Source organism: Micromonospora sp. NPDC050397 (genome assembly GCF_044901685.1).
In the GTDB taxonomy this organism is placed as follows: Bacteria; Actinomycetota; Actinomycetes; order Mycobacteriales; family Micromonosporaceae; genus Micromonospora_G.
This window is the reverse complement of the sequence record NZ_JBJDPS010000008.1, coordinates 216,799-236,595: the sequence shown is the minus strand read 5'-3', so window position 1 is coordinate 236,595 and position 19,797 is coordinate 216,799. Positions and strand designations below refer to the sequence as shown.

The following is a 19,797-nucleotide window of genomic DNA, read 5'->3' as shown; positions in this document are numbered from 1 at the left end:
TCAATCGGGCAGGCGACCGGCAATGTGCCCGACGGCGCCATGTTTTGCCTGCTCAGTGCTCTGCTGAGGCGGGCGGAATGGTTGGTGCGGCTAACTCCGCCGCCGCGTTTCATCGATGGTCGGCACGTTTTGCGGTAATGGCGGTGATGGGTCGGTGACAATGGCGACGGCTTCGTCGGTCGATGTGTGCCTGTCCCATTAGGGTCGTGACTGGACAGTGCGTCGGGAAGCCGACGCGGAACGTCCGGTAGTGCATACGTCCGCGATTACGTATCCTGCCGGAGGCGCACGCCCGTATTCCGTGACTCCACTCGGAGGACACGGACCGGCCGGGCCCGGTTTTCCTCCTGCCACCCCCGGGCGAGGTCCGATGAATAGCCGTACCTGGACGATCCGCTCAAAGATCATCGCGTTGGTCGCCGTGCCGATCGCCGCGCTGCTGGCGCTGTGGATCTTCGCCACCCTGCTCACCGTCGAGCCGGCGACCCGGTTGCTCTCCGCGCAGTCGCTGCTGGACAACATGGGCCGCCCCGGCACCGCCGTGGTCGAGGAGTTGCAGGCGGAACGCCGGCTCTCGATCCGGTACCTGGCCGGCGGCGACCAGGTCGAGCTGGTCGAGCAGCGGGTCCGTACCGACGAGGCGATCGCCGTGATGCGTCGCCTGACGTACGAGAGCGGTCTGCTCGACTCCAACGGGGAGCTGCTGCGCGGTCGGGTCGACCAGCTTTTCACCGCCCTGGACGCACTTCCCTCGGGGCGGGGCTTCGTCGACCGGCGGGACATGGACCGCTCCGGCGCGTTCGGCCTCTACACCGGCACCATCTCGCTGGCCTACCGGGTCTTCGACGCGATGGCGGCCCGCGCGTACGACGGGGTCAACCTCCAGTCGCTCAACCTGATCGCGCTCGGCCAGGCCCGGGAGGTGCTGGACCAGGCGGACGCCGTACTCGCCGGGGTGTTCGCCGCCGGCCGCTTCGGCGACGGCGAGTACGCCCAGATCATCCAGGCCATCGGCACACAGCGGTTCCTCTACGAGGAGGCGGTGGCCGACCTGCCGGCCGACGACCGGGCGGCGTACCAGCGGATGATCGACGGCGACGACTTCGTCCGGGTCCGGGCGATGCTCGCCGACCTGGTCGCCAAGGGGCGTACCGGCTCGCCACCACCGATCGGCGCCGAGGCGTGGCGGAGCAGCTACGACTCCACCCAACAACAGCTACACGACTTCGAACAGGCGGCGGCGGACTCGCTGACCGAGCGGACCACGCCGGTCGCGGCCGGGATCCTGGTCCGGCTCGGACTCGCCGGTCTGCTCGGGCTGGCCGCCGTGATCCTCTCCATGTTCCTCGCGATCCGGGTCGGTCGGTCGTTGATCGGCCGGCTGACCGGCCTGCGTACGGCCGCTCTCGAACTGGCCGGCACCCGGCTGCCCGAGGTCGTCGGCCGGCTGCGCCGGGGCGAGGAGGTCGACATCACGCGCGAGGCCCCGGACCTGGAGTACGGCCGGGACGAGATCGGCCAGGTCGGACACGCGTTCAGCGAGGTGCAGCGCACCGCCCTGCGCTCGGCGGTCGACGAGGCAACCCTGCGCCGTGGACTCAACGAGGTCTTCCTCAACATCGCCCGACGCAGCCAGACGTTGCTGCACCGGCAACTCGCCCTGCTCGACAAGATGGAGCGCCGGGTCACCGAGCCGGAGGAGCTGGAAGACCTGTTCCGGGTCGACCACCTCGCCACCCGGATGCGCCGGCACGCGGAGGACCTGGTCATCCTGGCCGGTGCCGCGCCCGGCCGGGGTTGGCGCAACCCGGTCGCGATGGTCGACGTGATCCGGGGCGCCATCTCGGAGGTGGAGGACTACGCGCGGGTCGACGTGGCCACCGTGGCGCCGGCGTCGACGCTCGGCCCGGCGGTCGGCGACGTGATCCACCTGCTCGCCGAGCTGATCGAGAACGCCACCTCGTTCTCGCCACCGCACACCCGGGTCCGGGTCACCGGCCAGATCGTGCCGCGCGGGTACGCGATCGAGGTCGAGGACCGTGGCCTGGGGATGACCCCGGAGGCGCTGGAGACGGCGAACCGGCGGCTGGCCGACCCACCCGAGTTCGACCCGGTGAACAGCGCCCGGCTGGGCCTGTTCGTGGTCGGTCAGCTCGGCGCCAGGCACGGCCTGAAGGTGCAGTTGCGCCCGTCGCCGTACGGCGGGGTGACCGCGGTGGCGTTGATCCCGGCCGAGCTGGTGGCACCGGGCAACGGCCCACTCGCACTGCCCAATCGTCCGGCGACGCCGGACGCGGAGCGTCCGTCCACCCCGATGCCGGCCCTGAGCGCGGCACCGGACCCCGTGCCGACGCCGACGGTCACGCCGGCACCCGGCGTGCTTCCGGGCGCGGCCACCACGACCCGGGGTGGGCTGGCCCAGCGGCTCGGCTCCGCCGCCGGCAGGACGGGTGCCGGGCAGCGGGGTGGCCCGGGCACGCCGGAACGCAGGGCCCGGACCCAGGGCCGGCTGACCGCGGTGCCGAGCCGGCCGGATCCCGTGGACCAGCCCGAGCCCGCGCCGACCGGCGACGCCGTCGCGGCGACGCCCATGCTGCCCGTACGGGTGCCCGTCGGGTCACCGACCGACGCGGACCCGCCGGCCGTCGAACCGTCCGCCGCTCCGGTCACGCCGATCGTCCGGGACCGGACCGGCTCCGGACTCGGCGAGGACGGCCTGCCCCGACGGGTCCGGCAGACCAGCCTGGCGCCGCAGTTGCGCGAGCCGGCGGAGGGGCCGGCGGCCCGCTCCACCGCGAACGGGATCACGTCGGAGCGTCCGGCCGAACGCGCCGCACGTTCGCCGGAGGAGGTACGGGCGATGATGGCGGCGATGCAGGCCGGCACCGCCCGGGGCCGCCGCGACGCCGCCGCCCCGGTCGCGCCGGCCGCGAACCCGTCCGCTCCCGCAACGGTCACCGTTCCGGCGGCGGACCGGCCCGCTCCCGCACCGGTGACCGCGCCGCCGGCTACCCCGGCGGGCGTCGTACCGGCCGGTCCAGTTCTGGCGCCGGCCGACTCAGCCCAGCCCCCGGTCGTCGACCAGGGCTCCACCGAATCTGGAAGGGACGCGTAGTGGCGCACTCGACGAGACCGGCCCATCTCGCCTGGCTCCTCGACGACCTGGTGGGGCGCGTACCGACCGCGGAACAGGCGGTGGTCCTCTCCGCGGACGGGCTGCTGATGGCCGCCTCGCGGAACCTGGGCCAGGAGGATGCCGAGCACCTCTCCGCGATGGCCGCCGGCTTCCAGAGCCTGGCCAAGGGCGCCAGCCGCCACTTCGCGGCCGGACCGGTACGCCAGACCGTGATCGAGATGGAGTCGGCGTTCCTCTTCGTCACCGCCGCCGGCCAGGGCGCCTGCCTGGCCGTGCTCTGCACCGCCGACTCCGACATCGGCCTGATCGCGTACGAGATGGCGATGCTGGTGACCCGGGTCGGCGAGTACCTGAGCGCGCCGAGCCGGGCCAGCGGGGTGACAGCCGATGCGCGGTGACGACACATCCGGGTCACAGCACGACTGGATGGACCACGATGCCGGGCCGGTGGTCCGGCCGTACATGATGACCGGCGGCCGGGTGCGCCCGGCGGTCGGCGGCTTCGACCTGGTCGCCTTCGTGGTGGCGGCCGTGACCAGCGGCGACAGCCGGGCCGAGTCGTTGCAGCCCGAGCACCGGCAGATCCTGCGGTTGAGCCAGGGGCCGATCTCGGTCGCCGAGGTCGCGTCCTATCTCGACCTGCCGCTCGGGGTGGTCCGGGTCCTCCTCGCCGACCTGCTCACGGCCGACCTGATCGCCATGCACGAGCCCTCGTCGGCACCGAGCTTCCCCGAAGACGACATCCTCAAGGCGGTGGTCAATGGACTCCGTGCGCTCTGACCGGCCAGGATCGGCGCGCCGGGTGCCGCTCGCACTGAAGATCCTGATCGCCGGTGGTTTCGGGGCCGGCAAGACCACCCTGGTCGGCGCGGTCAGCGAGATCCGGCCGTTGCAGACCGAAGAGGTGCTGACCGACGCCGGCATCGGCACCGACGACCTGGACGGGGTCGAGGGGAAGACGACCACCACGGTGGCGATGGACTTCGGCCGCATCTCCATCAACGACGACCTTCAGGTCTACCTCTTCGGCACCCCGGGGCAGGACCGGTTCTGGTTCCTCTGGGACGAGCTGGCCTTCGGTGCCCTCGGCGCGGTGGTGCTGGCCGACACCCGGCGGCTGGCCGACTGCTTCCCGTCGGTGGACTACTTCGAGCGCCGGGGTACGCCGTTTGTCGTGGCGGTGAACTGTTTCGAGGGCGCCCAGCGGTTCGGCACCGACGCCGTGCGGGGTGCGTTGGACCTCGACTCCGACGTGCCGGTGGTGCTCTGCGACGCACGCAGCCGGCAGTCTGGCAAGGGCGTGCTGGTCAGACTGGTCGAGCACGTGGCGGCACGGCGCGGCATGACGGTCTCGGCGAACTGAGCGCACGGCGCCGTCGGCCCGGCCGATGCCGGCCGACGACGCGACGCCGGCCGACGCCGGCCCGGTCGAACGACGCCGGTCGGGCCCGGTCGGCCCGAATGACACCAGCCCGGTCGGACGAGGCAGGTCGGATGAGGCCCCTCCGCCCGGTCGGCCCGGTCGGCCGTACCACCGGTGGCGTCAGCCGGCGACGACGAGCACCTCCAACCGGCGTGGACCGTGCACCCCCTCCACCCGGTTCAGTTCGATGTCGCTGGTGGCCGACGGCCCGGAGACCAGGGTCACCGGTCGGGTCGGGTCGGCCAGCCGACGCAACGCCTCCGGCACCCGGTCCACGACCTGGTCGACGCGGACCACGCAGACGTGGTGGTCGGGGACCAGGGTGAGCAGGCGGCGTCCCTGGTCCGGGCCGGCGTCCAGGATCAACGTGCCGGTCTGGGCGACCGCCACCGCGCATCCGGTCACCACCGCAAGCCCCGGCGCGTCCAGGTCGGTCACCGTCAGGGGGTGCGGGTCGCCGTCACGCCGGACCGTTCCCGGGTACGTCTCCAGCCAGCCCACCGGCAGTCCCGGCGGAACCGCCACGACGGGTACGTCGGCGAGCAGCCCGGCCAGTGCTCCGGCCAGACCGGCGGGGGTGCAGTGGGTGACCGTGGCCCGGTAGTCCAACAGCCGGTCCACCAGCAACTCGACCAGTTCCGGGCGCTCTGCCGGAGGTTCGGTCACCGGTCCGGCGACGTACTCGCGGGGAACCGTGACCGGGGCGATCGGCCGGACCGCCCGTAGCCGGTTCATGATCTCGTCCCGTGCCGTCATGTCAGCTCCTCCACCCGTACGGGTCCCACGGTCAGCTCCTCCACCCGTACGGGTCCCACGGTCAGCTTCTCCACCCGGAGCGGGGTTCGACGGTCGGTCTGGTCCCCGGTAGGGGTCGCACGGTCAGCCCCGACCACGGCCGGCCCACCATTCCCGGAAGGTCTGTGCCGCCGGCAGCGGCGCGTCGCGGGTGGCGGTCCAGCCGGACAGTGGCCAGGGCAGGTGCCGTACCCGGCCGCGCCCGCCGAGCCGCAGCGGCGCGGTGCCCCGTCGGGCCGCGCGCAACGCGGCGGCGTACCGCCTCCGGTCCCGCATCACCCAGGACATCGCCGCCATCGCCGTACGTTCCGCCGACGGCCTGCCCCGTCTGCCGTCCACCCCGCGCTGGCGCAGGTGGACCAGGACCTCGGGGATGTCGATCCGGACCGGGCAGGCGTCGAAGCAGGCACCGCAGAGCGTCGAGGCGTACGGCAGGGTGCGGTTCGCGCCCGCGTCCGGCCCGGTCATCTGGGGCGAGAGGATCGCACCGATCGGCCCGGGATAGACCGAACCGTACGCGTGCCCGCCGACCCGCTCGTAGACCGGGCAGACGTTGAGACAGGCCGAGCAGCGGATGCAGCGCAACGCCTGCCGCCCGACCGGATCGGCCCGGGTGTCCGTACGCCCGTTGTCCACCAGCACGATGTGCATCTGTCGGGGCCCGTCGCCGTCGGTCACCCCGGTCCACATCGAGGTGTACGGGTTCATCCGCTCACCGGTGGAGGAGCGGGGCAGCAGTTGCAGGAAGACCTCCAGGTCGCGGAAGCTGGGCAGCAGCTTCTCGATCCCCACCACCGAGATCAGCGTCTCCGGCAGGGTCAGGCACATCCGCCCGTTCCCCTCCGACTCGACCACCACCAGCGTGCCGGTCTCGGCGACGGCGAAGTTCGCGCCGGAGACGGCGACCCGGGCGGAGAGGAACTTGGCCCGCAGGTGCCGGCGGGCGGCCTCGGCGAGCGCGGCCGGTTCGTCGGTGAGCGCGGAGACGTCCACTCCGGGCATCCGCTCGGCGAAGATGTCCCGGATCTGTTGCCGGTTGTAGTGGATCGCCGGCACCAGGATGTGCGAAGGCTGGTCGTCGGCGAGCTGGACGATCAACTCCGCCAGGTCGGTCTCCACCGCGGCGATTCCGGCGGCTTCGAGCGCCTCGTTCAGCCCGATCTCCTGGGTGGCCATCGACTTGACCTTGACGACCTCGTCGGTGCCGGTCTCGCGTACCAGCCGGGTGACCACGGCGCAGGCCTCCTCGGCGTCGCGGGCCCAGTGCACGGTCGCCCCTGCGGCCGTCGCCGCCGCCTCGAACTGATCCAGCAGCTCGGGGAGCCGGGCCAGCACGTCGTCCTTGATCGCCGCCCCGGAGACCCGCAGCGCCTCCCAGTCGGGCAGCTCACCGACCATGCGTAGCCGCTTGTCCCGGATCGTGTGGGTGGCCCGGCGCAGGTTCGCCCGCAACTGCGGGTCGGCCAGCCGGGTTCTGACGGCCAGCGGGAAGGGCTGCCGCGCGACGATGTTCCCGGTCCCGGTCACTTCGCTCCTCCCGTCGTTCCGGCCGGAACGCCTACGGTCCCGGCCAGGATCTCCGCGTAGTGGACCGCCCGTACCCCGGGCCGGTCCGTGCCGCTGCCGGCGGCCGTGCCGTCGTTGCCGGCGGTTGTGCCGCTGCCGGTGGTCGTGCCGCCGCTGCCAGCAGTCGTGCCGGCGCTGCCAGCAGTCGTGCCGTCGTTGCCGGCAGTCGTGCCGCCGGCACGGCGGGACAGGCCGCCGCCGATGTGCGCCAGGCAGGAGTTGTCGGCGGCGGCGACAAAGCCGGCGCCGGTTGAGCAGATGGCGTCGCACTTGTCGGCCAGCATGGCGCCGGAGACCCCGGCGTTCTTGACCGCGAAGGTGCCGCCGAATCCGCAGCACTCCTCGGCCCCGGGCAGCTCGACGAGTTCGAGGTCCCGGACCGCGCGGAGCAGGCGCAGCGGCCGGTCACCGAGCCGGAGCATCCGCAGCCCGTGACAGGTCGGGTGGTACGTCACCCGGTGCGGGAACGAGGCTCCCAGATCGGTCACCCCGAGTACGTCGACCAGCAGCTCGGAGAGTTCGTACACCCGTGGCGCCAGTTCGGCCACCCGCTCGGCGAGCACCGTGTTCGAGCCGGCCAGCCGGGGGTACGACTCACGTACCATCGCCACGCACGAGCCCGAGGGGGCGACCACCGCGTCGTACCCGGTGAAGGTGTCGACGAACCCGCGGACCAGGGGCATCGCCTCGGCCCGGTAGCCGCTGTTGGCGTGCATCTGGCCGCAGCAGCTCTGCTCGGCCGGAAACTCGACGGTGTGCCCGAGCCGTTCCAGGATTTCCACCACCGCCCGCCCCGTACCGGGGAAGACCAGGTCGTTGACGCAGGTCACGAAGAGCGCGATGCGCACGGTTCTCCTCAGGTGGTCTGGAATCAGGTGGTCGCGAATCGGGTGGTCTGGAATCGGGTGGTCTGGAATCAGGCGGTCTCGAAGAAGGGGAGGTGCCGGTCCCGGGCGGCGAGCAGGTGGGCCCGCATCGCCGCCGCCGCCGCGTCGGCGTCCCCGGCCGTCATCGCGTCCACCACCCGGTGGTGTTCCCGGCCGCTGATCCCGTGGTGGGTGGCCGGGAAGTAGAGCCGGAACAGGTGCAGGTGCGAGCGGAGCCGGACGATCGCGTCGTGCAGCAGCCGGTTTCCGGCGTGTTCGGCGACAAGATGGTGGAACCGCGCGTCCCGGTTGGTGAACTCGGCGATGGCCGCGAAGCCCTCGCCGCCCGGCGCCGGGCCGGGTAGTTCGGCCGCCACCCGAAGCTGACCGAGCACACCACCCACTCCGCCCGCCGCCCCCTGCGCCGTCCCGCCCGCCGTCCCGCCCGCCGTCCCGCCCGCCGCGCCGTGCGCCGTCCCGCCCGACGTCCTGTACGCCGGATCGGACGTTCCACCGCGCGTTCCGTCAGGTGCCTCGGCACGCGTCGATACGCCGGTCCCGGCCAGCCGTCGGGTGGCCCGTTCGGCGGCGAGCGGTTCGAGGACGAGCCGCATCTCGACCAGTTCGTCGAACTCGACCCGGGTCAGCAGCGGCGTGGCGGTGTAACCGGCGAGCGGGCGCTTGCGTACCAGCCCGTCGGACTCCAGCCGGGCCAGCGCCTCGCGTACCGGGGTGGGGGAGACCTCCAGCCGCCGGGCCAGTGCGTCGATGTTGATCCGTTCGCCGGGCGCCACGGCGTGGTCCATCACCAACGTCCGCACGGACTCGTACACGTCGTCGGCGAGCGTGGTCCGCCGCGCCGGTCGTACCCCCTCCATCACGATCGAAGATCCTATAGGATCGCCCGCAGGTTAGGAAGGGCCCCTTGTTATACAAAAAGCGATAACAAGGGGCCCTTCCTTACCTGTGGGGGCGGGCGGGGGGCGGCTACCGCGGGTACGGTCGGCGGGCGGAGTCCGGTGAATGGTGGACGGAGTGGCGGATGACGACTGGCGGCGGTGAGATCCTCTACCTGGGCTGTTACACCGCGGCGAGCGGTGGGCGCGGGGACGGCGTCGTCGCGGTACGCCGGGACCCGGTCAGCGGCGCGCTCGAACCGCTCGGCACGGTGGCGCCGACCGGGTCTCCGTCCTTTCTGGCCCGGCACCCGAGCCTGCCCGTGCTGTACGCGGTCAACGAGCTGACCGAGGGTACGGTCAGCGCCTGGGCGGTCGACGAGGACGGCACCGGCCTGCGTTCGCTCGGCAGTTGGTCCACCGGTGGCGACAGCCCGTGCCATCTCGCGGTCGCGCCGGACGGCCGGCACCTGTTCAGCGCCAACTACGGCGGGGGCAGTGTCGCCGTACACCCGTTGGATCTTGCCGGGGTGCCGGGTGAGCGGACCGACCTGCGGGTGCACGACGGACATGGTCCCGACCAGGACCGGCAGGAACGGGCGCACGCCCACATGGTCTCGCCGGACCCGGACGACGCGTCGTTGCTCGCGGTGGACCTCGGCACGGACACCGTCTACCGGTACCGGGTCGACGCCTCCGGTGGACGGCTGCTGCCCCGTGAACCGGCGATCCGGACCCGGCCCGGCACCGGGCCCCGGCACCTGGCCCGGCATCCCGACGGGCGGCGGTGCTACCTGGCCGGGGAGCTGGACGCGACCGTCGTGGCGTTCACCTGGGAGGCCGGCACGCTGCGGGAACGCGGGCGGGTCGCGGCGAGCGCCCGGCACGGGCTGGTCCAGCCCTCCGAGATCGCGGTGGCCGCCGATGGCCGTTATCTCTACCTCGCGAACCGGGGTGTGGGCACGATCTCGGTGTTCGCACTCGACGCGGAGGTGCCCCGATACGTGACCGAGGTGGCCACCGGCGGCACCTGGCCGAGACATTTCGCATTGATCGGCGCACACCTCTACGTCGCCGACGAACGGTCCGATGTGGTCAGTGTGTTTGTCCTAGACCCGGGTGGTGGGGTGCCCGAACCGGCCGGCTCGGTGGCGGTGCCGAGCCCGACCTGCGTGCTGGGACCGCTGGCGGGCACGCGGTCCACGAGCCGGTGAGGGCGTTCGACGACGGTGATAATTTTTACCAGCATAAATGCTTATCGCGTACGCGATGTCAAATGAGCGACATGCCGTGGTTGGAAACCAACGGTGTGGAAGCTGATCTGCTGGGCGAATTACTGGACAGTTTGCCGTCGATCAACTACGCGCTGTGAAATTTGACCGACGATCTGCATCTCCTGCGTAACTTTCAACCGATCCCGACTGGCATTGTGTCCACTCGTTAACGCAAGATGGTCATCGTGTCGGGCCGCCATCGTATGCGTAGCAGTATTCGTGGAGCAGGCGCCATCGCAGCGGCGATGGCGCTTGTCCTTGTCGTGGCGGGAGCGTGGTTCGGTTACCGGAAGCTCTCGGAGCCCGCCTGCACCGGCCAGCTCAAGCTGACCGTCGCGGCCGCCCCGGAGATCGCACCGGCGGTGCAGGCCGCCGCCGCCCAGTGGTCGGAGAACGGTGCCGCCGCCGAGGGGGTCTGCGTCGCGGTCGACGTCACCGCCAGCGAGTCGGCCGACGTGGCCGCCATCCTCGCCGGCCAGCACGGTGTGTCGCTCTCCGGTGTCGGGCAGGCGCCCGGCGCCGCGGTGTCGCCGGACGTCTGGGTGCCGGACTCCAGCACCTGGTTGCTCCGACTCAGCTCCGAGGCGGCCGGCTTCGCGCCGACCAACAACGCCTCGATCGCCCGCAGCCCGGTGGTGGTCGCCATGCCGCAGCCGATCGCCAGCTCGGTCGGTTGGCCGGAGAAGAAGATCACCTGGGCCGACCTGCTGACCCAGGTGACCACCGGGACCAAGCTGAAGACCGGCATCGTCGACCCGACCCGGGACTCGGCCGGGCTCTCCGGGCTGCTCGCGCTCGGCGCCGCCGCCGGTGCCGCCGGGGGCGCCAGGGGACAACAGGCCACCACCTCCGCGCTGCGCGCACTCGCCACCGGTCGCTCGGCGGTGCGCCAGGACATGCTGGCGAAGTTCCCCCGGGGCACCGACTCGGCCGCGATCGCCGCCGGGCTGAGCGCGGCACCGCTCTCCGAGGAAGACGTCATCGAGTACAACGCCAAGCAGCCGCCGATCCCGCTCGCCGCGCTGTACGTCGAGCCGGCCGCGATGTCGCTGGACTACCCGTACGCGGTGATGCCCGGTATCGAACCGGCCCGGTCGGCGGCGGCGCAGGGCCTGTTCAAGGTGCTCACCGAGAACGGCTTCCGCGACCATCTCGCCAAGCAGCACCTGCGCGCCTCCGACGGCACCTGGGGCGAGGGCTTCGCCGCCCCCCAGGGCGCGTCCGTCCCGGCCGGCACCCCGTCCAGCTCCGCCTCGGCGGCGGGTGGCAAGGCCGCCGGCGGGTTGGATCCGGCCGTGCTCGGCAAGGCGCTCGCCACCTGGACCGCGATCACCCTGCCGTCGCGGATGCTCGCGGTGATCGACGTCTCCGGCTCGATGCTGGAGAAGGTGCCGACCGCCAACAACGCCACCCGGGCGCAGGTCACCCTGGCTGCCGCCCAGGGCGGGCTGGACCTGTTCGACGAGTCGTGGGCGGTCGGACTCTGGACCTTCTCCACCGAGCTGGTGGGTGCGCGCGACTACCGGGAACTGGTCCCGATCGGCCCGCTGACCAGCAACCGGGGCCAGCTCAAGAGTGCCCTCGCCGGGGTCAAACCGAAGCAGAACGGCAGCACCGGGCTCTACGACACCGTGCTCGCCGCGTACAAGACGGTGCAGGACGGGTGGGAGCCGGGCAGGGTCAACTCGGTGGTCATGTTGACCGACGGGGAGAACGAGGACCCGAACGGCATCACCCAGGAGAAGCTGCTGGCCGATCTGAAGGCGGCGGCGGACCCGGAGAAACCAATCCAAATGGTGATTATCGGCATCGGAAACGGCGTCAACCGGGGCGAGTTGGACGCGATCACCAAGGTGACCGGCGGTGGTGTCTTTGTCACCGAGGACCCCGCCAAAATCGGCGACATCTTCCTCCAGGCCATCGCGCTGCGGCCAGCGACGATCAAGTGAGCTGCGACGACCGGTCGGCCGATCACCGACCGGTCGTCCGGCGAAACGTCGCCCGTACGCCCGGACATCCTGCGATCCACCGAGGCGGAGAGTGCGGGCCGGGGGTTAGGGTACGCCCGGCGGATCCCCGGACTCAGGGGAAGTGACAGTAATCTGTCCGAAGCTCTCGGTAATCGGATCCGTAGGTGAAGATGTTCGAGGTGCGTCCCGGCTCTGCGGGTCCGATGGGGAGGATCGGCGATTATGTCGGGCCGCAACTGAGTGAGCTGGGAGGGGCCGGTGACGTCGGCAACACTGCTGAGCTCCGCGACGATGCCTCCGGAAATGCCGCCGGGGGCGTCCGCTGTCACGACCAGATCGCGGCAACGGGCGTACCTCCGAACCACCGTCATCTTCGACACCTTTGTGCTCGGCATCGCGGTGCTGGTCGGCTACTTCGCCCGCTTCGGCGGCGACGATCCTCGCGGTTCGGACATCTCGTACGTTGTCATCGCGCCGGCGTTGGTGCTGGTCTGGCTGCTGTCGCTGCGCGGACTGCGCTGCTACGACGACCGGGTGCTCGGCTACGGCGCCGACGAGTACCGGCGGGTGACCGCGGCCAGTCTCCGGCTGGCCGGTGGGGTGGCGATCGCCGGTTACATCGCCGACGTGGGGGTCTCCCGGGGGTTCCTCGGCATCTCGTTCGCGGTCGGCACGGTCGGCCTGGTGATCGCCCGGTTCGCCACCCGTAAGCGGCTGCACCGGGCCCGTGCCCGGGGGACCGGCTGGGCCCGGCAGGTGCTGGTGGTCGGTGACACTCCGCACGTGTTGGAGCTGGTGCACACGTTGCGTCGCGAGCCGCACGCCGGCTACGAGGTGGTCGGCGCCTGCATCCCGGACGCGCTGCTCGCCCCGGTGCCGCAGCGACTCGGTGACGTACCGGTGGTCGGTTCGTTGCGCGGCGTGGCCGACGCCGCCGTCGCCAGCGGGGCCGACACGGTCGCGGTGACCGCGTCCAGCGAACTCACCGCGACCCGCCTGCGCCGGCTCGGCTGGCAGCTCGAAGGGACCGGCATCGACCTGGTGCTGGCGCCCGCGCTGACCGACGTCGCCGGCCCGCGCATCCACACCACGCCGGTCGCCGGGCTGCCGCTGATCCACGTGGAGGCACCCGAGTTCCGGGGCGCCCGCAAGGTGGTCAAGGGTTTCGTGGACCGGGCCGCCGCGCTCGCCGCGCTCACCCTGGCGCTGCCGCTGCTGGCCGTGCTGGCGCTCGCCATCAAGCTGGACAGCCGGGGACCGGTGATCTTCCGGCAGATCCGGGTGGGCCAGGGCGGCGAGGAGTTCGGCGTCTACAAGTTCCGCACCATGGTCACCAACGCGGACGCCCTGCTCGCCGAGTTGACCGCGCGGAACGAGACCGACGGCCTGATGTTCAAGATGCGCGACGACCCACGGGTGACCCGGGTGGGCAAGTTCCTGCGCAAGTGGTCGCTGGACGAGTTGCCGCAGCTCGCGAACGTCCTCTTCGGCCACATGAGTCTGGTCGGTCCGCGTCCGCCGCTCCCCTCCGAGGTGGCCCGCTACGACGGCGACGTGGCCCGCCGCCTGCTGGTCAAGCCCGGCATGACCGGCCTCTGGCAGGTCAGCGGTCGCTCCGACCTCACCTGGGAGGACGGCATCCGCCTGGACCTCTACTACGTGGAGAACTGGTCCCTCGCCGCCGACCTCACCATCCTTTGGAAGACCTTCGGCGCGGTGATCAACAGCCGAGGCGCCTACTGACCCGGCACCCCTGGTCTCCCCATCCTGGGTGGGGTCAGGCGGGTGGTGGGGTGAGCCAGTGGGCGGGGTGGGCGAGGACCGCGCGGACCACCGAGCCGGCGGCGCCGAGCACGGCGGCGTCCCGGGTGAGCAACGACGGACGTACGGTCACCGGTGACCAGGCGGCGGTGAGCACCCGCTGCCGGATCTCCGCCTCGATCGGCGGGCCGAGCCAGCTTGCCAGCGGTGCGTAGATCCCGCCGAGTACCACCGTGTCCAGGTCCAGCAGATTGATCACACCCGCCACGGCCACACCGAGCGCGGCTCCCGCCTCGGCGAGCGCCCCGCTCGCGGCCTGGTCACCGGCCTTTGCCAATTCGGCCAGCCGGGCGATCGCCGCGTCGGCGGGCAACCCCTGTCCGGCCAGGCCGGCGCCGGTGAGGATTGCCTCCTGGCCGGCGTACTGCTCCAGGCAGCCTTGGGCGCCGCAGCGGCACCACCGCCCGGACGGGTGGACCGGGAGGTGGCCGAGCTCGCCGCTCCAGCCCCGGGCCCCCCGGAACAGGGCACCGTGCAGCACGATCCCGGCGCCGATACCGATCTCGCCGGAGACGTAGAGGAACGTCGCCGGGCCGGGTGGTCCGGCGTGCAACTCGCCGAGCGCCGCCAGGTTGGCCTCGTTGTCGATGGTCAACCAGCCGCCACCATCGGCCCGCTGTCCGGTCGGAACCCTGACGCCGCTGGTCCCCTGCCCGGTCGGGTCACCGCTGGTCCGTGGTCCGGACGGAGCGCCCGGTTGTCCCGGGGCGGCCGGTCGGTGTCCGGTGAGGGCGGGGTGGGCGTCGAGCGCGGCGGCCAGGTCCACGTCGCGCCAGCCCAGGTTCGGGGCCAGTCGCACCACGCCGGTGGAGGTGACCAGACCCGGCACGGCCAGCGCGGTGCCGGCGAGCAGCAGGCGCTGCCGGGACGCCTCGGCCAGGGCGGTGGCGGCCAGATCGCCGAGATCGGCGAGCACCTCGTCGGGCGGGACCGGGCGCAGGTCGACCCGGCGGATGGCGCGGTGCCGTACCGCTCCGGTCAGGTCAACCACGCAGGCGGCCAGGTAGTCGACGTTGATCTCCAGGCCGAGTCCGGCGGGGCCGTCGGTCGCCAGCACCAGACCGAGCGCGGGACGGCCGGCGCCGGTACGGGGTGCCGGGTCGACCTCGGTCACCAGGTTCCCGCCGATCAGGTCGTCGACCAGGGCGGAGACGGTGGCCCGGGTCAGCCCGGTGGCGTTGGCGAGGTCGGCGCGGGACGGTGGGCGCTCGGAGAGGGTGATGTGCCGCAGCACCAGGGCCAGGTTGTGCTCACGCAGGCTCGCCTGGCGTACGGCCGTGCCCGCCGTACCCACCTGGCCGCTGCCGGGGTGCGTCACGTCTTGACAATGCCATAGGTCGGTCAAATAATTCAACGGATAAACAAATCAAGGATGTTACGTGGAGGTCATCGATGGCTGCCTCACCCACTCGCGCCGACAAGTTCTCCTTTGGCCTCTGGACCGTGGGCTGGGAGGCCCGCGACCCGTTCGGTGACGCCACCCGCGCCCCGCTGGACGCGGTCGAGGCGGTGCACAAGCTCTCCGAGTTGGGTGCCTACGGGATCACGTTCCACGACGACGACCTGATCCCGTTCGGCTCCGACAACGCCGCCCGGGACCACCACATCAGCCGCTTCCGCAAGGCGCTGGACGAGACCGGCCTGGTGGTGCCGATGGTCACCACCAACCTCTTCACCCACCCGATCTTCAAGGACGGCGGGTTCACCAGCAACGACCGGGACGTACGCCGGTTCGCCCTGCGCAAGGTGCTGCGCAACGTCGACCTCGCCGCCGAGCTGGGTGCCAAGACCTTCGTGATGTGGGGTGGCCGGGAGGGCTCGGAGTACGACGTCGCCAAGGACATCCGTGCCGCCCTCGACCGCTACCGCGAGGCGGTCAACCTGCTCTCGCAGTACGTCCTGGACAAGGGCTACGACATCCGGTTCGCGATCGAGCCGAAGCCGAACGAGCCGCGCGGCGACATCCTGCTCCCCACCGTCGGGCACGCCCTGGCGTTCATCAACGAGTTGGAGCACCCGGAGCTGGTCGGCCTCAACCCGGAGACCGGGCACGAGCAGATGGCCGGACTCAACTACGCGCACGGCATCGCCCAGGCGCTCTGGGCCGGCAAGCTGTTCCACCTCGACCTGAACGGCCAGCGCGGCATCAAGTACGACCAGGACCTGGTCTTCGGTCACGGTGACCTGATGAACTCGTTCGCCCTGGTCGACCTGCTCGAGTTCGGCGGCCCGGAGGGTGCCCCGGCCTACCAGGGCCCGCGCCACTTCGACTACAAGCCGTCCCGGACCGAGAACTTCGACGGCGTGTGGGCGTCGGCCGCCGCGAACATGCGCACCTACCTGCTGCTGAAGGAGCGGGCGGCGGCGTTCCGCGCCGACCCGGAGGTGCAGGAGGCGCTCGCCGCCAGCAAGGTCACCGAACTCTCCACCCCGACCGTGGCCGAGGGGGAGACGTACGCCGACCTGATCGCCGACCGCAGCGCCTTCGACGACCTGGACGTCGCCGAGGTGTCGGGGCGTGGCTTCGGCTTCGTCCGGCTGAACCAGCTCGCCGTCGAGCACCTGCTCGGCGCCCGCTGACTAGCCGCGCCCGCGCTGACCGACCAGATAGGCGCTGGTCGGTCAGCGTGTCCGCCCGGCATGAGTTGATCCGCACGCCGGGTCCCGTCCGTACCAACCTTCGCTAGACCACCACCCCTCAGCCAGCCACGGAGGCCGGAGATGGCGCTCGTCGCCGGGGTCGACTCGTCGACCCAGTCGTGCAAGGTGATGATCCGCGACGCGGAAACCGGTGAACTGGTCCGCTCCGGCCGGGCGGCCCATCCGGCCGGCACCGAGGTGGATCCGCAGGCGTGGTGGGAGGCGTTGCAGGATGCCGTGGCGCAGGCCGGCGGCCTGGCGGACGTCGCCGCCGCCTCGGTCGCCGGCCAGCAGCACGGCATGGTCTGCCTGGACGAGGAGGGCGGGGTCGTCCGTCCCGCCCTGCTCTGGAACGACACCCGGTCGGCCGGGGCGGCCACCGAGCTGATCGAGGAGCTGGGCAGCGCCGGCCGCTCGGCCGGTGACGGCGGATCGGTCGGCGACCGGGTCGGCGACCTGGTGGCCGGCCGGCAGGCCTGGGCCGAGGCGGTGGGCAGCGTACCGGTGGCCAGCTTCACCGTCACCAAGCTGCGCTGGCTGGCCCGGAACGAACCGCACTCGGCCGAGCGGACCGCCGCCGTCTGCCTGCCGCACGACTGGCTCACCTGGCGGCTCGGCGGCGCGGGGGACCTGGACCTGCTGCGTACCGACCGGGGCGATGCCAGTGGCACCGGCTACTGGTCGCCGCGCACCGGCGAATACCGGTTCGACCTGCTGGAACAGGCATTCGGTCGGCGCCCGCTGGTGCCGGCGGTGCTCGATCCGGCGGGCCGGGCGGGCGAACTCGCCAACGGCGCCCCGCTCGGGCCGGGAACCGGCGACAACGCCGCGGCGGCGCTCGGCGTGGGCGCGCTGCCCGGCGATGTCATCGTCTCGATCGGCACCTCGGGCACCGTGTTCAGTGTGGCCGAGACGCCGTCACAGGACAGTTCCGGTGCGGTGGCCGGGTTCGCCGACGCGACCGGGCGCTTCCTGCCGCTGGTCGCCACGCTCAACGCGGCCCGGGTGCTGGACGCGGCGGCCCAACTGCTCGGCGTCGACCTCGACGAACTGGCCCGGCTGGCGCTCTCGGCTCCGGCCGGCGCGGACGGGTTGGTGCTGGTGCCGTACCTGGAAGGGGAGCGGACGCCGAACCGTCCACTCGCGACCGGCGCCGTACACGGGTTGACCCTGCGCACCTCGACCCCGGCGCACCTGGCGCGGGCGGCGGTCGAGGGACTGCTCTGCGGCCTCGCCGACGGCCTGGACGCGATGGTCGCCCAGGGTGCCACGGTCAATCGGGTGATCCTGGTCGGCGGTGGCGCCCGTTCCGAGGCGGTCCGCCGGATCGCGCCCGAGGTCTTCGGCTGCCCGGTCCTGGTCCCCGCCCCCGGCGAGTACGTCGCCGACGGGGCAGCGCGCCAGGCCGCCTGGGTCGCCCTCGGCGGCGACGCGCCGCCGGCCTGGGCTGCCAACTCCACCCAGGAGTACGACGCCCGCCCCGCCCCTCACATCCGCGACCAGTACGTCGCCGCCCGCGACCTCTTCACCAACCGCCCCGCGTGAAAGGAAGGGCCCCTTATTAACGCATAGCGTTAATAAGGGGCCCTTCCTTTCACTGCTGGCGGTTCAGAAGGTGATGGGCGCGGCACTCGGGGGCAGGCCGTCGGAGGATCCGACGGAGATTTGGCCGAAGGTCTGGTCCTCGCCGACGGAGAGTGGCACGGAGTGGTCGACCCGGCCGTCGAGGTCGACAACCAGCAGTCGGCTGTTCCCCTCGGTGCCGGGCGTGGCCGTCGAGGTCGTCTGGCCCGGTCCCTGCTCTGGACTCGTCGCCCGTACCAGCAGGTGGGCGTTGTCGGTCCAGCCGACCACACTGCCGTCGAACGGCGGCGTAACCCGGTGCCGAACGGCGCCGGTGGTCGAGTCGAAGACGATGATGACGCTCTGCTGCCTGTCGATGATGGTGCCCAGGGCAAGCTGGTCGCCCCCGGGAGAGAAGACCGGGCGGAAGGGATAGACACTGGTGCTGAAGCCCACCGTACGCGTCAGCTCGCCGGTAAGGTCGTAGAAGCGTACGCCGGTCGCGGTGTCCTCCGGCCGCTCGGTGACCCGCGTCTGCAGCATCGCGATCGTGCCGGAGTCCGAGGTCCAGACCAGAGTTGGCATCGGATTTCTCAGGGGGTCGAAATCGGGCACCGGGACCATCGTGGCGTCCAGCGTCTCCGGGTCGAACAGTACGAAGCCCTGCCTGTCCGGACGCTGCATCGGTACGAAGAGGATCCGTCCTCCGTCCGGTGACCACTGGAAGTTCTGGGTCAGAGCCGGGCCGGTGTCCCCGAGGGCGGCTTCGCTGATCCAACGTACGTCTCCGCTGGCCCGGTCCATCATTCCGATCCGTGTCAGACCGGGCGCGTTGTCACCGGTCGAGCAGACCAGCATGCGACTGCCGTCAGGCGACGGCAAGACCCACTGGTACGGCATCCGCTCGTATCGACCAGTCTCGAAATTGAGCAGGAGCGAGTAGAAAGAAGACTGGCTCGAGCCTGTGGCTGTGACGTCCCGGACCATGCTGTACGCGGTCACCACCTGCGGTCTCATCCTGTCGGCGACCTGGTCGGGATCGGCCGTACCGTTGGGGGCGGCGACGGCGAGCACGCCGATCAGCGCGGCGCAGACGGCGGCGACCGTGCCAGCGCCGGTGAGTCGTCGCGCGAGCCGGTGGCGTCGGGCGGTGACCAACGCGGTCGGGGCCAACCCGGTGGGCGCCGGAGCGCTCTCCGCCACTTCCTCGAACGCGTTCCGAATTGCTTCAGCGACATGTGGATTCATCGGTTCGTCTTCTCCTTCGTGCCGAGGAGGTCCAGGTCGGGGCAGAGCACGCGTAGCCGCGCGAGGGCTCGCATGGCCTGGCTGCGTACGGTGGATTCGGTGCAGCCCAGAATCTGGGCGATCTCGCCGTCCGGCCGGTCCTCGAAGTAACGCAGCACCAAAACCGCCCGGTGCTTCGGGGCGAGCCGTGCCAGTGCCTGCCTGAGCGCGAGGTTGAGGTCGACGATCGCTGTGTCGTCCCTCGACGTACGGGTCTCCGGCACCTGTTCGGTGCTCACCTCGCGGCTCCGCCGCAGGCTGCGCCACCAGCTTGTCTGTTGCCGGTACAGGGCCGTACGCAGGTACGCCTCGGGGTTGCCGGTGCGGATCCGTCCCCAGTGTCGGACGGCCTTGGCCAGTACGGTCTGGAGTAGGTCCTCGGCCTGCTGCCGGTGTCCGGTCAGCGCGAGCGCGGTACGGAACAGCGCGTACGAGCGCGCCTCGACAAAGTCGCCGAACTCCCGTTCGAGATCAGCGTTCATGTAGGTACCTGTGCCTGTGCCTTCATGCCCCTAACAACGCCGCCCGCACCCGCCCTGCTGCCTCCCCGGGCAGACTTA

The 19,797-nt window shown here is 71.6% G+C and carries 17 protein-coding genes; 9 read left to right on the top strand and 8 right to left on the bottom strand.

Annotation, left to right across the window (positions count from 1 at the left end; genetic code table 11):
- Positions 1 to 370: 370 nt before the first annotated feature.
- The 4 genes from ACI2K4_RS25495 to ACI2K4_RS25480 are packed head-to-tail and all read left to right on the top strand — an operon-like array spanning position 371 to position 4,499.
- A complete protein-coding gene (locus ACI2K4_RS25495; protein ID WP_404514752.1) occupies positions 371 to 3,115 on the top strand; it encodes a nitrate- and nitrite sensing domain-containing protein in 2,745 nt (914 codons plus the stop codon).
- Positions 3,115 to 3,534 (top strand): roadblock/LC7 domain-containing protein, encoded by a 420-nt coding sequence (locus tag ACI2K4_RS25490; protein ID WP_404514751.1) that lies wholly within the window; start codon positions 3,115 to 3,117, stop codon positions 3,532 to 3,534. Before ACI2K4_RS25495 ends, ACI2K4_RS25490 begins: the two co-directional genes overlap by 1 nt.
- On the top strand, positions 3,524 to 3,916 hold the full coding sequence (locus ACI2K4_RS25485; RefSeq protein WP_404514750.1) for a DUF742 domain-containing protein: 393 nt from the start codon (positions 3,524 to 3,526) through the stop codon (positions 3,914 to 3,916). The genes ACI2K4_RS25490 and ACI2K4_RS25485 overlap by 11 nt, the downstream gene beginning before the upstream one ends.
- Positions 3,897 to 4,499: a GTP-binding protein gene (locus ACI2K4_RS25480; protein WP_404514749.1), complete on the top strand. Its 603-nt coding sequence runs from the start codon at positions 3,897 to 3,899 to the stop codon at positions 4,497 to 4,499. The genes ACI2K4_RS25485 and ACI2K4_RS25480 overlap by 20 nt, the downstream gene beginning before the upstream one ends.
- Before the next feature lie 180 nt (positions 4,500 to 4,679).
- On the opposite strand, the gene ACI2K4_RS25475 is transcribed toward ACI2K4_RS25480, so the two are convergent.
- The 5 genes from ACI2K4_RS25475 to ACI2K4_RS25455 form a co-directional block, all read right to left on the bottom strand.
- The gene (locus ACI2K4_RS25475) at positions 4,680 to 5,315 is read right to left on the bottom strand and encodes a lactate utilization protein C (protein WP_404514748.1); all 636 of its coding nucleotides are present in this window, start codon (positions 5,313 to 5,315) and stop codon (positions 4,680 to 4,682) included.
- Entirely contained in the window at positions 5,312 to 5,452 is a 141-nt protein-coding gene (locus tag ACI2K4_RS25470) for a hypothetical protein (protein ID WP_404514747.1), read from the bottom strand. Before ACI2K4_RS25470 ends, ACI2K4_RS25475 begins: the two co-directional genes overlap by 4 nt.
- Complete coding sequence (locus tag ACI2K4_RS25465) at positions 5,439 to 6,881, bottom strand: LutB/LldF family L-lactate oxidation iron-sulfur protein (protein WP_404514746.1); 1,443 nt, start codon at positions 6,879 to 6,881, stop codon at positions 5,439 to 5,441. Before ACI2K4_RS25465 ends, ACI2K4_RS25470 begins: the two co-directional genes overlap by 14 nt.
- Positions 6,878 to 7,768: a (Fe-S)-binding protein gene (locus tag ACI2K4_RS25460; protein ID WP_404514745.1), complete on the bottom strand. Its 891-nt coding sequence runs from the start codon at positions 7,766 to 7,768 to the stop codon at positions 6,878 to 6,880. Before ACI2K4_RS25460 ends, ACI2K4_RS25465 begins: the two co-directional genes overlap by 4 nt.
- 68 nt (positions 7,769 to 7,836) lie before the next feature.
- Positions 7,837 to 8,664: a GntR family transcriptional regulator gene (locus ACI2K4_RS25455; protein WP_404514791.1), complete on the bottom strand. Its 828-nt coding sequence runs from the start codon at positions 8,662 to 8,664 to the stop codon at positions 7,837 to 7,839.
- Between the two features lie 164 nt (positions 8,665 to 8,828).
- Here ACI2K4_RS25455 and ACI2K4_RS25450 point away from each other — a divergent pair, with 164 nt between their 5' ends.
- The 3 genes from ACI2K4_RS25450 (at position 8,829) to ACI2K4_RS25440 (ending at position 13,669) form a co-directional block, all read left to right on the top strand.
- Entirely contained in the window at positions 8,829 to 9,896 is a 1,068-nt protein-coding gene (locus ACI2K4_RS25450) for a lactonase family protein (RefSeq protein ID WP_404514744.1), read from the top strand.
- Between the two features lie 242 nt (positions 9,897 to 10,138).
- Positions 10,139 to 11,905 (top strand): VWA domain-containing protein, encoded by a 1,767-nt coding sequence (locus ACI2K4_RS25445; RefSeq protein ID WP_404514790.1) that lies wholly within the window; start codon positions 10,139 to 10,141, stop codon positions 11,903 to 11,905.
- 279 nt (positions 11,906 to 12,184) lie between these two features.
- Positions 12,185 to 13,669, top strand: a complete 1,485-nt coding sequence (locus tag ACI2K4_RS25440) for a sugar transferase (RefSeq protein ID WP_404514743.1) — start codon at positions 12,185 to 12,187, stop codon at positions 13,667 to 13,669.
- A gap of 34 nt (positions 13,670 to 13,703) precedes the next feature.
- Here ACI2K4_RS25440 and ACI2K4_RS25435 read toward each other — a convergent pair whose 3' ends face one another.
- Entirely contained in the window at positions 13,704 to 15,065 is a 1,362-nt protein-coding gene (locus tag ACI2K4_RS25435) for an ROK family protein (RefSeq protein ID WP_404514742.1), read from the bottom strand.
- Positions 15,066 to 15,139: 74 nt separating this feature from the next.
- On the opposite strand from ACI2K4_RS25435, the gene xylA reads away from it, so the two are divergent.
- Positions 15,140 to 16,327, top strand: a complete 1,188-nt coding sequence (gene xylA / locus ACI2K4_RS25430; protein ID WP_404514741.1) for a xylose isomerase — start codon at positions 15,140 to 15,142, stop codon at positions 16,325 to 16,327.
- Positions 16,328 to 16,468: 141 nt separating this feature from the next.
- Positions 16,469 to 17,932, top strand: coding sequence for a xylulokinase (locus ACI2K4_RS25425; RefSeq protein ID WP_404514740.1), 1,464 nt, complete (start codon positions 16,469 to 16,471; stop codon positions 17,930 to 17,932).
- A gap of 63 nt (positions 17,933 to 17,995) precedes the next feature.
- Here ACI2K4_RS25425 and ACI2K4_RS25420 read toward each other — a convergent pair whose 3' ends face one another.
- Both ACI2K4_RS25420 and ACI2K4_RS25415 read right to left on the bottom strand, forming a co-directional pair.
- Positions 17,996 to 19,198 (bottom strand): TolB family protein, encoded by a 1,203-nt coding sequence (locus ACI2K4_RS25420; protein ID WP_404514739.1) that lies wholly within the window; start codon positions 19,196 to 19,198, stop codon positions 17,996 to 17,998.
- Positions 19,195 to 19,719, bottom strand: coding sequence for a SigE family RNA polymerase sigma factor (locus ACI2K4_RS25415; RefSeq protein ID WP_404514738.1), 525 nt, complete (start codon positions 19,717 to 19,719; stop codon positions 19,195 to 19,197). Before ACI2K4_RS25415 ends, ACI2K4_RS25420 begins: the two co-directional genes overlap by 4 nt.
- Positions 19,720 to 19,797: the final 78 nt, after the last annotated feature.

Excerpts from the sequence above, each read along its gene's own strand:
- ACI2K4_RS25495 (WP_404514752.1), top strand. The coding sequence starts at position 371 with ATGAATAGCCGTACCTGGACGATCCGCTCAAAGATCATCGCGTTGGTC.
- ACI2K4_RS25485 (WP_404514750.1), top strand. The coding sequence starts at position 3,524 with ATGCGCGGTGACGACACATCCGGGTCACAGCACGACTGGATGGACCAC.
- ACI2K4_RS25480 (WP_404514749.1), top strand. The coding sequence starts at position 3,897 with ATGGACTCCGTGCGCTCTGACCGGCCAGGATCGGCGCGCCGGGTGCCG.
- ACI2K4_RS25475 (WP_404514748.1), bottom strand. The coding sequence starts at position 5,315 with ATGACGGCACGGGACGAGATCATGAACCGGCTACGGGCGGTCCGGCCG.
- ACI2K4_RS25455 (WP_404514791.1), bottom strand. The coding sequence starts at position 8,664 with ATGGAGGGGGTACGACCGGCGCGGCGGACCACGCTCGCCGACGACGTG.
- ACI2K4_RS25450 (WP_404514744.1), top strand. The coding sequence starts at position 8,829 with ATGACGACTGGCGGCGGTGAGATCCTCTACCTGGGCTGTTACACCGCG.
- xylA (WP_404514741.1), top strand. The coding sequence starts at position 15,140 with ATGGCTGCCTCACCCACTCGCGCCGACAAGTTCTCCTTTGGCCTCTGG.
- ACI2K4_RS25425 (WP_404514740.1), top strand. The coding sequence starts at position 16,469 with ATGGCGCTCGTCGCCGGGGTCGACTCGTCGACCCAGTCGTGCAAGGTG.
- ACI2K4_RS25420 (WP_404514739.1), bottom strand. The coding sequence starts at position 19,198 with ATGAATCCACATGTCGCTGAAGCAATTCGGAACGCGTTCGAGGAAGTG.
- ACI2K4_RS25415 (WP_404514738.1), bottom strand. The coding sequence starts at position 19,719 with ATGAACGCTGATCTCGAACGGGAGTTCGGCGACTTTGTCGAGGCGCGC.